Source organism: Chitinimonas lacunae, from assembly GCF_042650885.1.
Classification (GTDB): Bacteria; Pseudomonadota; Gammaproteobacteria; order Burkholderiales; family Chitinimonadaceae; genus Chitinimonas_A; species Chitinimonas_A lacunae.
Window position 1 is genome coordinate 1,869,467 of sequence record NZ_JBHSBU010000001.1, and the last position, 13,905, is coordinate 1,883,371.

General features: G+C 63.5%; 14 protein-coding genes. 1 reads left to right on the forward strand and 13 read right to left on the reverse strand.

Features of this window, described 5'->3' with window-relative positions:
- Positions 1-73 precede the first annotated feature (73 nt).
- The 10 genes from der to ndk are packed head-to-tail and all read right to left on the reverse strand — an operon-like array spanning position 74 to position 9,188.
- Entirely contained in the window at positions 74-1,402 is a 1,329-nt protein-coding gene (gene der, locus ACFOW7_RS07590) for a ribosome biogenesis GTPase Der (protein WP_378162739.1), read from the reverse strand.
- A gap of 9 nt (positions 1,403-1,411) precedes the next feature.
- Complete coding sequence (gene bamB / locus ACFOW7_RS07595) at positions 1,412-2,539, reverse strand: outer membrane protein assembly factor BamB (protein ID WP_378162743.1); 1,128 nt, start codon at positions 2,537-2,539, stop codon at positions 1,412-1,414.
- A 4-nt stretch (positions 2,540-2,543) separates the two neighbouring features.
- On the reverse strand, positions 2,544-3,176 hold the full coding sequence (locus tag ACFOW7_RS07600) for a YfgM family protein (RefSeq protein WP_378162745.1): 633 nt from the start codon (positions 3,174-3,176) through the stop codon (positions 2,544-2,546).
- Between the two features lie 27 nt (positions 3,177-3,203).
- Complete coding sequence (locus ACFOW7_RS07605) at positions 3,204-3,440, reverse strand: hypothetical protein (RefSeq protein ID WP_378162747.1); 237 nt, start codon at positions 3,438-3,440, stop codon at positions 3,204-3,206.
- A 2-nt stretch (positions 3,441-3,442) separates the two neighbouring features.
- Positions 3,443-4,705 (reverse strand): histidine--tRNA ligase, encoded by a 1,263-nt coding sequence (hisS, locus tag ACFOW7_RS07610; RefSeq protein ID WP_378162749.1) that lies wholly within the window; start codon positions 4,703-4,705, stop codon positions 3,443-3,445.
- Between the two features lie 43 nt (positions 4,706-4,748).
- Entirely contained in the window at positions 4,749-6,014 is a 1,266-nt protein-coding gene (ispG, locus tag ACFOW7_RS07615) for a flavodoxin-dependent (E)-4-hydroxy-3-methylbut-2-enyl-diphosphate synthase (protein ID WP_378162751.1), read from the reverse strand.
- Positions 6,014-6,853, reverse strand: coding sequence for a helix-turn-helix domain-containing protein (locus tag ACFOW7_RS07620; protein ID WP_378162753.1), 840 nt, complete (start codon positions 6,851-6,853; stop codon positions 6,014-6,016). Before ACFOW7_RS07620 ends, ispG begins: the two co-directional genes overlap by 1 nt.
- Positions 6,854-6,871: 18 nt before the next feature.
- Positions 6,872-7,633: a type IV pilus biogenesis/stability protein PilW gene (gene pilW, locus ACFOW7_RS07625; protein ID WP_378162755.1), complete on the reverse strand. Its 762-nt coding sequence runs from the start codon at positions 7,631-7,633 to the stop codon at positions 6,872-6,874.
- Positions 7,630-8,751, reverse strand: coding sequence for a 23S rRNA (adenine(2503)-C(2))-methyltransferase RlmN (gene rlmN, locus ACFOW7_RS07630; RefSeq protein WP_378162757.1), 1,122 nt, complete (start codon positions 8,749-8,751; stop codon positions 7,630-7,632). The genes pilW and rlmN overlap by 4 nt, the downstream gene beginning before the upstream one ends.
- 11 nt (positions 8,752-8,762) lie before the next feature.
- Positions 8,763-9,188, reverse strand: coding sequence for a nucleoside-diphosphate kinase (ndk, locus tag ACFOW7_RS07635; protein WP_378162759.1), 426 nt, complete (start codon positions 9,186-9,188; stop codon positions 8,763-8,765).
- A gap of 200 nt (positions 9,189-9,388) precedes the next feature.
- Here ndk and ACFOW7_RS07640 point away from each other — a divergent pair, with 200 nt between their 5' ends.
- Positions 9,389-10,516 carry an SPOR domain-containing protein gene (locus ACFOW7_RS07640; protein ID WP_378162761.1) on the forward strand — a complete coding sequence of 376 codons (1,128 nt, stop codon included), beginning with the start codon at positions 9,389-9,391 and terminating at the stop codon, positions 10,514-10,516.
- Between the two features lie 364 nt (positions 10,517-10,880).
- Here ACFOW7_RS07640 and tilS read toward each other — a convergent pair whose 3' ends face one another.
- From tilS to fliW, 3 genes are all read right to left on the reverse strand, one after another.
- A complete protein-coding gene (tilS, locus tag ACFOW7_RS07645; RefSeq protein ID WP_378162763.1) occupies positions 10,881-12,242 on the reverse strand; it encodes a tRNA lysidine(34) synthetase TilS in 1,362 nt (453 codons plus the stop codon).
- A complete protein-coding gene (locus ACFOW7_RS07650) occupies positions 12,211-13,179 on the reverse strand; it encodes an acetyl-CoA carboxylase carboxyltransferase subunit alpha (RefSeq protein WP_378162765.1) in 969 nt (322 codons plus the stop codon). Before ACFOW7_RS07650 ends, tilS begins: the two co-directional genes overlap by 32 nt.
- A gap of 227 nt (positions 13,180-13,406) precedes the next feature.
- Positions 13,407-13,823 carry a flagellar assembly protein FliW gene (gene fliW, locus ACFOW7_RS07655; protein WP_378162767.1) on the reverse strand — a complete coding sequence of 139 codons (417 nt, stop codon included), beginning with the start codon at positions 13,821-13,823 and terminating at the stop codon, positions 13,407-13,409.
- Between the last annotated feature and the right edge of the window lie 82 nt (positions 13,824-13,905).

Here is a 13,905-nt window from a genome sequence, read left to right on the forward strand (position 1 = left end):
ACGAAATTCCGTCAAATCGGCAGTCGACGCCTCTTGTCCTTCTTAGCAGTTTTTGCCCGAAGCACAAGCAGCGTCACGTTCCCTTCTTGTCGCCGAACGGGTTGGCCGAGCGTTTGAACTGGACCTTGAGTGGCGTGCCCTGCAATTTGAACATCTTGAGAAACGAATGTTCCAGGTAACGCCAGTAACTATCGGGTATATGTTCCAACGCCGTGCCATGCACCACCACGACCGGCGGGTTGACGCCGCCCTGGTGGGCGTATTTGAGCTTGGGTCGGACCATGCCCGCTCGCGGCGGCGCCTGCTTCTCGACTGCCAGTTGCAGCGCCCGGGTCAATCGCGGCGTGGGCAGCTTGACCATGGCCGCCTCGTAGGCGGCATCGATCGAGGCAAACAGGTCACCCACACCTCGGCCCTGCAACGCCGAAATGTAATGGAAACGTGCGAAGTCGAGAAAGCCCAATTTTCGTGCGATATCGCGTTTGACCTGCTCGCGCTGGCCGTTGTCGAGGCTTTCCCATTTATTGACCGCCACCACCAGGGCACGGCCGGCCTCAAGCGCGAAACCGGCGATATGGGCATCCTGCTCGGCCACGTCCTGGCTGGCATCGAGCACCAGCACCGCGACATTGGCGTCCTCGATGGCCTGCATGGTCTTGACCACCGAGAATTTCTCGATGGCCTCGTTGACCTTGCCGCGCCGTCTGACCCCGGCGGTATCGATCACCGTATAGGGGCGTTCATTGCGTTCGAACTCGATATAGATCGAGTCACGCGTGGTACCCGGCTGGTCGAAGGCGATCACCCGCTCCTCGCCCAGGATGGCATTGACCAGGGTGGATTTGCCGACGTTGGGGCGGCCGATGATGGCGATCTTGGGATGATCGAGCGTCTCGGGCTCGGGATCGACGGTAAAGCCGTCGAGGATGTCCTCCATCAGGCCCCGCACCCCTTCGCCATGGCTGGCCGAGATTGCCCACGGCTCACCCAGGCCCAGCTCGTAGAATTCGGCGGCCACGATGGACGCCTGCATCCCTTCGGCCTTATTGACCGCCAGCCGTACCGGCCGGTCGAGCTGCCGCAGCCGGTTGGCGATCAGCTTGTCTTGCGGGGTCAGCCCGATGCGGGCATCGACGATAAAGACCACGGCGTCGGCCTCATCGATGGCTTGCAGCGTCTGCCGCGCCATCTCGTACAGGATGCCGTCGTCAGCCACCGGCTCAAAGCCGCCGGTATCGACCACCAGATAAGGTTTGCCGCCGACGCGGCCGTGGCCATAGTGACGGTCACGGGTCAGGCCAGGCAGGTCGGCGACCAGCGCATCGCGGCTTTTCGTCAGTCGATTGAACAGCGTCGACTTGCCGACATTGGGTCGGCCGACCAGCGCTATGGTGGGTTTCATGCTACTTCCTCAAGGCGAAACAAAAGCGAACAGGCCGCCCGCCTCGGTCTGCACCAGCAGCTTGTCATCGACGAGCCGGGGAGCGACCAAGATACGGCTCTTGTCCGTAGTCTGACGGGCCCGGAATGAGCCGTCGGCCGGATCGAGCAGATGCACCACCCCCTCGAAGTCGCCAACCGCCACCAGACCCTGATACACGGCCGGTGCGCTCAGGCGCCGGCCATAGAGTTTGTCCTGCTTCCACAGCGTCCGGCCGCCGGAGCGCTCGAACGCCATCACATTGCCGGTCTCGTCGCTGACATAGACCTGCTTCTTATCCATCGCAAGGCCGGCATAGCTCGATACCTCGCGTGCCCACAGCTGCTGGCCGTTGCTGACATTGAAGCAGGCGACCCGGCCCTGGAAGGCCACGGCGCAGACTTCGCTGCCCTCGACGGCCGGAGCCGAGCTGATATCCGTGACACGCTCGAGTTCGGTGGCGCCACGCGGCGGCGCCACCACCGATTCCCACAGCAGACGGCCATCGCGCAGCGATACCGCCGCGAGCTTGCCACCGGCCATACCGACGAATACCACGCCATCGGCGATCGTGACGGGCGCGTAGTTGCGCAGCACCAGCGCCGGCTGGCTGCGCTGGAACTGCCAGCGGACCTTGCCATCTTCAAGCTCAAGCGCCCAGACCCGGCCATCGACGCTGCGCACCACCACCGCCCCCTCGGCGCTGACCGGCGGCGACACCACTTCGCTTGACACCTGGGCCCGCCATTTGAGCCGGCCACTCGGCTCGTAGGCCAATACCTCACCTTTGAGCGTGCCCGCCACCACCGTGCCGCGACTGGCGCTGATGCCACCCGCGAGCGGCCGCTCGGCGCGGAATTCGGCGAGCTTGCGGCCGTCGGCCTTGGCAAAGCCGGCAAAACCCTGGCTGGCGCTGGCCATATAGACTGCCTCGCCATCGATATCGGGGGCGAAACGATAAAGCTGGCCCGGGCCGAACGAGGCTTTCCAGGCAGTACGCAGCGTGGTCTTGGCGGCGATATCGCTCAGCGGCGTCGGCTGCGGGCTATTGTCGACACCGGCACAGGCGGCTAGCAGGGCGGCCAGCGACAGGGCCAGCGGGAAACGGAGCGGACGCACGGCGTTAGGCTCCCAGGGCGTTGAGCTTGGTTTCGACCAGCTTGCGCACCGGCGCCTTGGCGTCGAGCTTGACCAGGGCTTCCTGGTAGGCGGCCTTGGCACCGGCGATATCGCCCTTGATCGACAGCACATCGCCGCGCATATCGGCAAACAGCGCCGCGAAGCTCGCCACCTTGGCGCCCTGCACGGCCTTCAAGGCGGCATCGAATTGTTTCTGGTCAAGCAGCACCGCAGCCAGACGCAGATTGGCGGTATCGATCAGCGCGTCTTCCTTGGCGTTGGCCACCACCCATTCAAGCGACTTGCGCGCATTGTCGAGATCGCCAGCCTCAAAGGCGGTCTTGGCCGCCACCAGCATGGCACGCGGGGTCAGCGCGGCATTGGCATTGTCGGTGCGCATCTTCTCGGCAGCGGCGCGGACCTTGGCCGGGTCCTTGGCCTCGACCCCGGCCTCGACCGCGGCGTAGGCTTCGGCGGCACTATTGCCCTGGTTGTTCTGATACGCCTGCCAGGCATGGCGGCCCAGATAGCCCACCACCACGGCGATCAGACAACCGCTGACCAGCCGGCCCCATTTGCTCCACCAGGCCTTCAATTCATCGATCTGTTCCTGCTCTTGCAAATCGAATGCTGCCATTTGTCTGCTTTCTTTCCAAAACTAGATTTATAGGCGCTGGTGCTTGCGCTGTGCTGTCCTGATTTTCTTCATCAGAACCACGAAAAAGTAGGCCATCATGCCAAGGCCGGCGCCGAACAGCGCACCGGCCACGGTCTTGTCGGTCAGCCACGGCGGCAGCCAGCCACCGCCACCGGCGAGACCCAGCATGCCAAGGCCGGCGAGCAGGGCGCCCACCACATCGAGCGCCACCAGGCGCCACGACAGACCGAGTCCCGGCAGCATGATTAGCGTCCGAGTATGGCGGCGGCCAATTCGGCCTGCGCCAGCGTGCGTTGCTCGCCCTGGCCGCGCAGCGGCTTCAGCGTGGCGCTGCCCTGGCTCGCTTCGTCATCGCCCAGGATCACGGCAAACGCCGCACCGGCCGCGTCGGCCCGCTTCATCTGATTGGCGAACTTGCCGCCGCCGCTGTGCAGGATGACCCGCACACCAGCGTCGCGCAGCGCTTCGGCCAGACGGGGTGCCTGCCGGCTGGCGGCTTCGCCTGAATAGACCAGATAGGCGTCGAGTTCGTCGCTTGCCGCCACACCAAGTTCCTTCATCAGCAGAAGCACGCGCTCCATGCCAAGACCAAAGCCCACGGCCGGGGCCGGGCGGCCACCCATCTGCGCCACCAGTCCGTCATAGCGGCCACCGGCTGCGATGGTGCCCTGAGCGCCCAGACGGTCGGTCACCCATTCAAATACGCTGCGGTTGTAGTAGTCGAGGCCACGGACCAGGCGGGTATTGATCTGGTAAGCGACGCCGGCGTCGTCGAGCAGGCGGCACAGGCCGTCGAAGTGGGCGCGGCTGTCGCTGCCCAGTTGATCGAGCAGACGCGGTGCCCCGTCGATCATTTCCTGCATCGCCGGGTTCTTGCTGTCGAGGATGCGCAGCGGATTGGCATGGAGCCGGCGCCGGGCATCACCGTCGAGCAGCTCGGCGTGACGCTCGAAATAGCTGATCAGCTCCTGCCGGTAGGCGGCCCGCTCGTCGAGGTCGCCGATGGTATTGATCTGCAACGCCGCCACGTCCGCCAGGCCCAGCTCGCGCCACAGTCGCGCCAGCAGGATGATCTGCTCGGCATCGACGTCCGGACCATCAAAGCCGAACGCCTCGACCCCGATCTGGGTGAACTGGCGCTGCCGGCCCTTCTGCACGTTTTCGTGGCGGAACATCGGACCGGTGTACCACAGCCGGACCGGGCCGTTGTACACCATATTGTGTTCGATCACCGCACGCACCACGCCCGCCGTCCCTTCGGGGCGCAGCGCCAGCTTATGGCCGTTCAGCGCGTCTTCCCAGGCGAACATCTCCTTTTCCACGATGTCGGTATGCTCGCCAACCGCGCGGACAAACAGGGCGGTCGGTTCGACGATCGGGGTGCGGATATTGCGGTAGCCGTACTGCGACAGCACCCGCCGGGCGATGTCTTCGAGCTTGAGCCACAACGCCGACTCACCGGGCAGGATGTCATACATCCCTTTCACGCTTTGAATTTTTTCTGCCATAAGTGTGCAAGACTAGGTGCGACGTTTAAATAAAAATAAATATTTACACTATGTGAAGAGGAATTACCCGGCCATCGCGGCGACGCACGCCGCCCTCGCCGTAGTTCTCCTCGACATAGCGCTGGACGATCTGCTGGAACTCCTCGGCAATCGCCTCGCCCTTCAAGGTGACGGTCTTTTCACCATCGACATAGACCGGCGCCACCGGCACTTCACCGGTGCCGGGCAGGGAAATACCGATATTGGCCAGCTTCGATTCGCCCGGACCATTGACCACGCAGCCCATCACCGCCACGTTCATGGTCTCGACGCCGGGGTAGCGCTCGCGCCAGACCGGCATCTGCTCGCGCAGATAGCGCTGGATCTTCTGAGCCAGTTCCTGGAAGAAGGTACTGGTGGTACGGCCACAGCCGGGGCAGGCCGTCACCAGCGGGGTGAACGAGCGTATGCCCATGGTCTGGAGGATTTCCTGCGCCACCACTACTTCTTTGGTGCGCGGCTCACCTGGTTCGGGCGTCAGGGAGACGCGGATGGTGTCGCCGATGCCTTCTTGCAGCAGCACCGACAAGGCGGCAGTCGAGGCGACGATGCCCTTGGAGCCCATGCCGGCTTCGGTCAGACCCAGATGGAGCGGGTAATCGCAGCGGCTGGCCAGTTCGCGATAGACCCGGATCAGGTCCTGCACATCGCTGACCTTGCACGAGATGCAGATCCGGTCGCCCGGCAGACCCAGCTCCTCGGCCTTGGCCGCGCTCTCGAGCGCCGACTGGATCAAGGCTTCGCGCATCATGGCATCAGCCGGCCACGGTTCGGCCCGGCGCGAGTTCTCGTCCATCAGCCGGGCCAGCATGGCCTGGTCAAGACTGCCCCAGTTGACGCCGATGCGCACCGGCTTGCCGTAACGGATGGCGGTTTCGATCATGGTGGCGAACTGCTCGTCGCGCTTGCTGCCGCGGCCGACGTTGCCAGGGTTGATCCGGTACTTGGCCAGAGCCGCGGCGCAGTCGGGGTACTGACTCAGCAGTTTGTGGCCGTTGAAATGGAAGTCGCCCACCAACGGCACCGGACAGCCCATGGCATCGAGCCGGGCACGGATGGTGGCGACCTGGGCCGCCGCTTCGGGCGAATTGACCGTGATGCGGACCAGTTCGGAACCGGCCTGCCACAGCTCATACACCTGCTGCACGGTGGCGGCGGCGTCGGCGGTATCGGTGTTGGTCATCGACTGCACCACCACGGGCGCACCACCGCCGACCGGAACATGACCGACCATCACCTGGCGGGAGAGGCGGCGGGACAACTTGCTCATTATTTCAATTCCAGCGAAGCGACATCATTCTGGGTATGGGCGGCCAGATCGGCAGGCTGATTCTTGTAATACAGCTCGGCGCCCTGGGCGCGGCCGATCTTCACCTTATAGGGCGCAACGCCGCTCACCGCGCGCGGTTCACCGGCCTTGACCATGCCGTAGATCAGCCGCTTGCCGCTGCTGTCTATCACCTGGACCCAACTGTCCTCCTTGGTGACCAGACGGACTTCCCCTTCGACCGGGGCGGTGGGCGTAGCCGGTGTGGGTGGGGTGGCGGCCGGCGTCGCTGCCGTGGTGGCAGCGGGTGCAGTCATCGCCGGATCGGCGAGCGAGGGGGCAGTCGTCACGGCCGGCTGGGCCGGGGCGTCGGGCAAGGTGGCCGGCGGGCTCAAGGTAAGTTGCGGCTCCTTGCCCCCTAAATCGAGATAGCGCAGCGCCGCAAACGCCACCAGGGTGATCAATACCCCCACCACCAGCGCCGTGCCAAAGCCACGGCCATTGCTCGAACCATTGGGGCGCAGATCGGGCATGGCCTCGTCGGCGAGCTTGGGCAGCGCTGCCTGCGGCGTTTCGGCCGGCAGATGGCGGTCCAGGTAGTCGAGCAGCGGTTGTGGATCGAGCTGGAGCATGCGGGCATAGTTGCGCACAAAACCGCGCACAAAGGTATTGCCCGGCAGATCGCGGTAACGGTCGGCTTCGATGGCCTCGACCTGGCGCTTGGCGAGCTTCAGCTTGGCGGCGACATCGTCGACGCTATAGCCGGATTCGCGGCGGTGAGCGGCGAGGATGGCGCCGGCCGACAACGTCGGGGAAGTCTGGTCGGTACGGATGTCGGTCATGCCGTTGAGCGGGGCTGGTTAATCGAATTTTTGTTGCGCCAGCAGCTTGGCTTCCGGGCTGTCAGGAAAACGGGTACGCAATTCCTTGGCAAAACCCTGCTCCACGTCGCTGTTGCCGAGCTTGCGCTCGACCCGGATATTGAGCCACAGCGATTCGGCGCTCGGCGACACCAGGCGGGCCTGACGCAGCAACAGATCACGCGCCTGCTGCAACTCGCCGCGCCGGTAGGCAAGGCCCGCCAGGCCCAGCACCGTCTGGCCGTTATTGGGCAGCATACGGTCGGCCCGTTGCAGGTATTCCTCGGCCATCGCCAGATCGTTGCCGCGCAGCGCGCAGATGCCCACCAGCTGGATCGACTTGACCGGAGTGGCATAGAGCGGATTCTTCAGCGCAGCGAAGAAATAACGGATCGCTTCGGGATAACGGGCCCGCTTGTTGCACAGGAACCAGCCGTAGTTATGGTTGTTGTCAGGGTTGGTCGAGTCGATCCGCAGGGCACGCTGGAAACTCTGCTCGGCGGTATCAAGCTCGCCCAGATCCATATAGATCAGACCCTGGACGTTATAAGCGGGGCCATAGTCGCTGGCGGCCTCGAGCGCCGTCTTGACCTCTTCGAGCGCGACGGCGTACTGGCCGCGGGCATAGTAGCCGCCGGCCAGTTCGGTGCGCAAGCGCGCCAGTTCGGTCCTGGCGGCCGATTGTCCTTCCTCAGCCGCGACGGCCGTGGCCGTCAGGGCACCCGACAACAGACTGCACAACACCAACTGGACGATTCTCATGGGCGCGTCTCCCGGCTTAGCCGTATCGTGTGGGTGGTCTGCTCCGCGGCCGCCAACCTGAGCGTCCGCTTGGTCTTATCCTTCACCTGCCCGGCCAGTTGACCGCAGGCGGCATCGATATCGTCGCCCCGGGTCTTTCTGACCGTGACGACATAGCCTGCCTCGATCAGCCGATCGCGGAAGCGGCGGATGGCTTCGGGCTGGGAGCGTTGATAGCCCGAATTGGGGAAAGGATTGAAAGGAATCAGATTGAATTTGCATGGCACATCGCGTACCAGTGCAATCAGTTGCTCGGCGTGCAGCAGCGTGTCGTTGACGCCGTCGAGCATGACATATTCGAAGGTCACGAAATCGCGTGGCGCCTTTTCCAGATAACGCAGGCAGGCTGCCATCAATTCCTTGAGCGGGTATTTCTTGTTGATCGGGACGATCTCGTCGCGCAAGGGGTCGTTGGGCGCATGGAGCGACACGGCCAGCGCCACCGGACAGGCTTCGCGCAGGCGATCCATCGCCGGCACCAGGCCCGAGGTAGACAGGGTGACTCGCCGCCGGCTCAGGCCATAGGCGTGGTCATCGAGCATCAGCCGCAACGCGGCGACCACATTGTCGAAATTGGCGAGCGGTTCGCCCATGCCCATCATCACCACATTGGAGACGATGCGCTCGCCCTTGGGGTCGCGCCCCAGGGCTCGGTTGGCCCACCAGAGTTGGCCGATGATCTCGGCCGTGCTGAGGTTACGGTTGAAACCCTGCCGGCCGGTGGAGCAGAAGGTGCAGTCGAGTGCACAGCCGACCTGGCTCGATACACATAAGGTGCCACGGTCGTCTTCGGGGATGAATACGGTCTCGATACCGTTACCGGTACCGACATCGAGCAGCCACTTGCGGGTGCCATCGCTCGATGCCTGTTCGGTCAGAAGCCGCGGCGGCGCCACAATGGCCTCCGCCGCCAGCTTTTCCCGGGTCGTCTTGGCGATGTCCGTCATCTTGCCGAAGTCGTCTTCGCCGAAATGATGGATCCAGCGCAGCAATTGCTTGGCGCGGAATGGCTTCTCGCCGCGTTCGGCGAGAAAGGCGTTGAGACGGCTGGCGTCGAAATCAAGCAGGTTGACGGTCATCGCAGTACGGCTTAGCGGGAATAGACTTCAGAAGCGGGGAAGAAGTAGGCGATTTCGATCGCGGCATTCTCGGCGCTGTCGGAGCCATGGACGGCATTGGCGTCGATCGAGTCGGCGAAATCGGCGCGGATGGTGCCCTTTTCAGCCTTCTTCGGGTCGGTGGCGCCCATCAGCTCACGGTTCTTCAGCACGGCGTTTTCGCCTTCGAGCACCTGGACCATCACCGGACCGGACACCATGAAGTCGACCAAATCCTTGAAGAAGGGACGCTCTTTGTGCACGGCGTAGAAGCCTTCGGCTTCAGCGCGCGACAGATGCTTCATCTTGGCGGCGACGATCTTGAGACCGGCGTTTTCGAAGCGGGTGTAGATCTGACCCACCACATTCTTGGCAACCGCATCGGGTTTCACGATCGACAGCGTGCGTTCGATGGCCATTGAGATATTCTCCAAAAGCAGAATGGACAAGTTAAAACTGGAAAAAGTTTGCGCCACGGTGAATACGGGGCGCAAACTGCGTCGGTAAGCGGATAAGCCAGCTTGCCGACACCAGAACGACCTAATATTCTACCAGCTTTTGCCGCCCCGGCGACGGCCGTGGCGCAACGTTACGGAGCGCCCGACGCGGCGAACAGCTTATGGGACAAGCCTCGCTACACGACGAAGATTTGGCCGCACAGCAGGAGATCCGGCAACGCCTGATTCAACGGCTGGTCATCGCCATCTGCCTGATCGTTCTGGTAGCCCTGGCCATTACCCTGCTCAACCAGTTCGAGAAACCCACCGTCGCCGAAGATAGCAGCACCCGTATCAATCCGGTGCAGGCCCAGCCTCCAGCCGAGCCGACTCCCGCTCCACTGCCTCCCGTCACCGAACCACCGCAAGCGGCCCCGGTCACCCCGGCCCTACAACCAGTGCCCGACACCACGGCACCGGCAGCCATTGGACAGCCTTTGCCGCTGACCCCGCCATCGGCCAGCCAGCCCGCTCCCGTGCCCGCACCAGCCAGCGGCAGACTCGAAGCCGTACCTTCCGACCCCGACGGCGCCACAGCCACCCCGACAGCACCGGCGCCAGCCACTGGCCCCAACCCGCCTCCCGCCAACGCCGCCCAACCGTTAAGGCCGGCTCAACCCTCGACTTCGCTGACCCAGCCCGCGACAGGCGGCCAGATCCCCGCTCCCAACCGCGCCCCGGCTGCTTCGCAACCCAGCGCACCTGCCACCAGTCAACCCATGGCCCCTGGCCGCGCACCGGCTTCACCAGGCAATGCACCGGCACCCGGCAGCGCCCCCGCCACCTCCCCGGGCGCTGCACCCGCACCGGCCGCCCCGCCACCCGCACCGGCTGCCAGACGCACCACCGAACCGGAAATCCGCCTGGCCTCGGCCCCGGCCCGCCCGGTAGTCGCCAATCCCATTCCGCCCGATGCACCGCAGGTGGTGGCCGGCACGCCATTACGCACAGCCATCCTGCCGCCACCGCATCGGGACCCAAGCCGTCCGTCCACCGAACAGGCCATCGCCGCACTCGCAGCAGGCGTGCTGCCGGCGGGCAGTCAAGGCTATACGGTCCAGGCCGGCGTGTTCCAAAGCGCCGAGAACGCCGACAAGCTGATCTCCCGCCTCGAAAGCGCCGGCATCCCCGCCAGATTAGAGATGCGCGTACAGATCGGCCCGTTCAAAACCCGCGAAGAAGCCGATCTGATGGCACGACGGCTGCGCCAACTCGGCATCACGCCGGTGATGCAGGCCAGCGCCCAGTAAGCCAGGAAGCGGGTCTTGCAGGCAGGAAAAGCCTTTAGCGCATTTCCTGCCAATTCGGAGTCAGCATATCCGAACCGCAAAGCGCAAGCGTGCAGGCTTAGCGGTGACTCCGGCTTAAATGGAAATGCTCTAAATGAAAATATTCAGAAATTTTTTTGCAAGATAAGGGCAAGGAAAGGCAAGAAAAATCAAAATATCTCCCTATCCACACGCAATCTCCACCTTGCCGCAAAATCGAGCTGGTATTGTCTCAACGCGGCCTTATCCCAATTGAGGCCAGGCAAGCCTGCTTAGTGGAGAGAGGGATCAAATACAAATATCCTGAAAAATACTTGCAAGAAGTATGGCTGGACAGAAAGAAAAATTAAATATTTCCTCTTCCCCACTGCCATATAGGCTGCCAGCCTGCTCCCGTCGAATTACGACAAGCCGCTGCAATCGCCACCCCAGGCACCGCCACCAGCACCTCGCCTTGCCACAACAGGGGCCAGCCTCCCCGCCGCCAGGGCGGAATACCAGCCTCCTGCAACAGATGCTTGAGCAGGCGTGACGGCCCATCCGACCGCAACCTTAGCCGCTCTCCGCCTTCACGCGGTCGCATTTCGAGGCCGGGAAGCCAGTGCGCGGCAATCCCGTCGGCAGCGGGCGACCAGGACAGCCTGCCGGGCCAACTGGGCGGTGCGAGCGTGGCACCATCGGCCCAGGCCGGCTCGATCGTAGGAATCGCCTCAGCACGCGGCTCCAGATACAGCAGCCCCCGATAGCTATGGGCCATCCAGCCGCCTAGCCGCACGGCCAGCACGGCATCGGCGCGCGCCGACAGCAGCTGACGCAGCAGCTCGTTGAGCTGGCTGGTGTCGGGGTGCAGATCGGCACGGCGGGCCAGGAACCAACGCAGCAGATTGCGTTGGCGGGCGAGGGACAGGTCGGTCAGCAATGAAAGGGGGAGCGTGGCGTCCGGGGAATGTGGATCGGTCGATCCTGCGTCGGCCTTGGCCAGTTCATCGAGCAATCCGGCCGCTTCGGCGAAATGTTGGGCGTTGCGCGCCAACGTGGCGGCGGCGGCCGGAAAGCGGGCCTGTAGCACCGGCATCACCTGGTGACGCAGGTAGTTGCGGTCGTAGTCCAGGCTGGCGTTGCTGTCGTCTTCGATCCAACCAAGGCCGCGCAGGGCGGCATAGTCGGCCAGAACGGTGCGCGGCTCGGCCAGCAGCGGGCGCCAGAGCTGGCACCCTGCTGCAAACGGACGCAGCGGCAGCATCGCTGCCGCGCCATGCGGACCGGCACCGCGCAGCAGCCGATACAGCACGGTTTCGGCCTGATCGTCGCCGTGATGGGCCAGCGCGATATAGTCGCAGTCAAGTTCAGCCAGCGCGGCGTAACGGGCTTCGCGCGCCAGCGCTTCGAGGCTGTCGCCCGGTTGGCGCGTCAGACGGGCATGGCCACAGGAAAAAGGCACGGCGAGCCGGGCGCACAGCTCGCGGCAATAGCTCAGCCAGTGATCGGCCTGCGGGTTGAGTCCGTGGTGGAAATGGAAGGCGGCGAGCGGAAACGGCGTGGCGCAGCGATAGCGCCACAGCAGATCGAGCAGCACCACCGAATCGAGTCCGCCCGACAGGGCCAACGTGACCGCCGTGCCGGGCTTCAGCGTTGCAGCAGCGGTGGCTGCAAAACGACGATAAAGCGGATCGGCCTCAGCCGCCGCGCTCTTCCTTGAACTTGCCATAGCCGAGCAGACGCTCGTAACGGGCTTCGAGCAAGGTATCGATCGGTTTGTCCTGGAGGTTTTTCAGCGCGTCTTGCAGGCTCTTGCGCAGCGTGGTCATCATGGCCTGCGGGTCGCGATGGGCACCGCCCAGCGGTTCCGGCACGACTTTGTCGATCAGCCCCAGGGTTTTGAGACGGGCGGCGGTAATACCCAGGGTTTCGGCGGCTTCGGGCGCCTTGTCGGCACTACGCCATAGAATCGAGGCACAACCTTCGGGCGAGATCACCGAATAGGTGGCGTATTGCAGCATCTGCACCACGTCGCCCACGGCAATCGCCAGCGCCCCACCCGAGCCGCCTTCACCGATCACCGTGACCACCACCGGCACCCGCAATTGGGTCATCTCAAACAGATTGCGGCCAATGGCCTCGCTCTGACCACGCTCTTCGGCGCCGACGCCGGGATAGGCACCCTGGGTATCGACCAGGGTCAGCACGGGGATACCGAACTTCTCGGCCAGCCGCATCAGGCGCAGTGCCTTGCGGTAGCCTTCTGGCTTGGGCATGCCGAAGTTGCGGTAGATCTTTTCCTTGGTATCACGCCCCTTCTGCTGGCCGATCACCATCACCGACTGGCCATTGAAACGGGCAAGGCCGCCAACGATGGCCGGGTCGTCAGCAAAAGTACGGTCGCCGTGCAGCTCTTCGAAATCGGTGAACAGTCCCTGGATGTAATCAAGTGTCAGCGGCCGCTGCGGATGCCGGGCGACTTGGGAAATCTGCCAAGGCGTGAGCTTGGCGTAGATGGTCTTGGTCAGCTCCTGGCTTTTTTTCTGGAGGTGGCCGATTTCGACCGAGATATCGACCGCCGTATCGTCCTGGACGAAGCGAAGCTCTTCGATCTTGCCTTCGAGTTCGGCAATGGGCTGTTCGAAATCGAGAAAGGTGGTTTTCATCGTGTGAAGCATCCGGCGCCGCGCCTAAGGGCGCTCAATCCACGGGGAATGCCGTCGGGTCCGGGGCGGCAAGCGCACGGGCCGGCGGGACGACGACATTCTTATAATTTGTCTGACAGGTCCAAGCCGGCTTCCCGGCAAAACCGCGCCATCATAGCGGAACGCCCGGGAACCACAAGATTGACAAGCCCGGACACCAAGCATGTGTCCGGGAGCGGCAGGGAAACCTACTCATTAGTAAAGACAATCTCGGCCCGCAGCCCGGCTTTCTGGAGCGCCAGCCGGCTAGCCACATTGAGCAGGATGGGAGACTGGGTATTGGCACGGATTTCACCGCCGCCGTCCTGACGGCTCAGCGTCAGTAACAGGGCGATATCGTTGGGATCGTTGACTTGAAGCAGCTCGGCTTCGGCATCGCTCAACACAATCTGATAGTTGACCCCGAGCATCCCCGCCTCGATCAGGCTGAATATCACATCAGGGTCATCAAGCGATTGCAGCCACCACACCTTGGGCTCGGGCACGTCTTCATGCAGCAGCTTGAACTGGTGACAATGTTCGAAGCCTGGCAATCCCTGCGGAAAGCAGATGGTGGTGCTGTCGTCGATATCGAGGGCACCAAAGCGCGGAGAAATGATATTCATCGTGTCGCTCGCGTCTTTTGTTCTATCGTCAAGTTGACCTGAATCTAGCCGAAATTCTTTGAGCAAGCCAAGGCAGAACCGT

Excerpts from the sequence above, each read along its gene's own strand:
- der (WP_378162739.1), bottom strand. The coding sequence starts at position 1,402 with ATGAAACCCACCATAGCGCTGGTCGGCCGACCCAATGTCGGCAAGTCG.
- ACFOW7_RS07600 (WP_378162745.1), bottom strand. The coding sequence starts at position 3,176 with ATGGCAGCATTCGATTTGCAAGAGCAGGAACAGATCGATGAATTGAAG.
- ACFOW7_RS07605 (WP_378162747.1), bottom strand. The coding sequence starts at position 3,440 with ATGCTGCCGGGACTCGGTCTGTCGTGGCGCCTGGTGGCGCTCGATGTG.
- hisS (WP_378162749.1), bottom strand. The coding sequence starts at position 4,705 with ATGGCAGAAAAAATTCAAAGCGTGAAAGGGATGTATGACATCCTGCCC.
- ispG (WP_378162751.1), bottom strand. The coding sequence starts at position 6,014 with ATGAGCAAGTTGTCCCGCCGCCTCTCCCGCCAGGTGATGGTCGGTCAT.
- ACFOW7_RS07620 (WP_378162753.1), bottom strand. The coding sequence starts at position 6,853 with ATGACCGACATCCGTACCGACCAGACTTCCCCGACGTTGTCGGCCGGC.
- pilW (WP_378162755.1), bottom strand. The coding sequence starts at position 7,633 with ATGAGAATCGTCCAGTTGGTGTTGTGCAGTCTGTTGTCGGGTGCCCTG.
- rlmN (WP_378162757.1), bottom strand. The coding sequence starts at position 8,751 with ATGACCGTCAACCTGCTTGATTTCGACGCCAGCCGTCTCAACGCCTTT.
- ndk (WP_378162759.1), bottom strand. The coding sequence starts at position 9,188 with ATGGCCATCGAACGCACGCTGTCGATCGTGAAACCCGATGCGGTTGCC.
- ACFOW7_RS07640 (WP_378162761.1), top strand. The coding sequence starts at position 9,389 with ATGGGACAAGCCTCGCTACACGACGAAGATTTGGCCGCACAGCAGGAG.
- tilS (WP_378162763.1), bottom strand. The coding sequence starts at position 12,242 with ATGGCAAGTTCAAGGAAGAGCGCGGCGGCTGAGGCCGATCCGCTTTAT.
- ACFOW7_RS07650 (WP_378162765.1), bottom strand. The coding sequence starts at position 13,179 with ATGAAAACCACCTTTCTCGATTTCGAACAGCCCATTGCCGAACTCGAA.
- fliW (WP_378162767.1), bottom strand. The coding sequence starts at position 13,823 with ATGAATATCATTTCTCCGCGCTTTGGTGCCCTCGATATCGACGACAGC.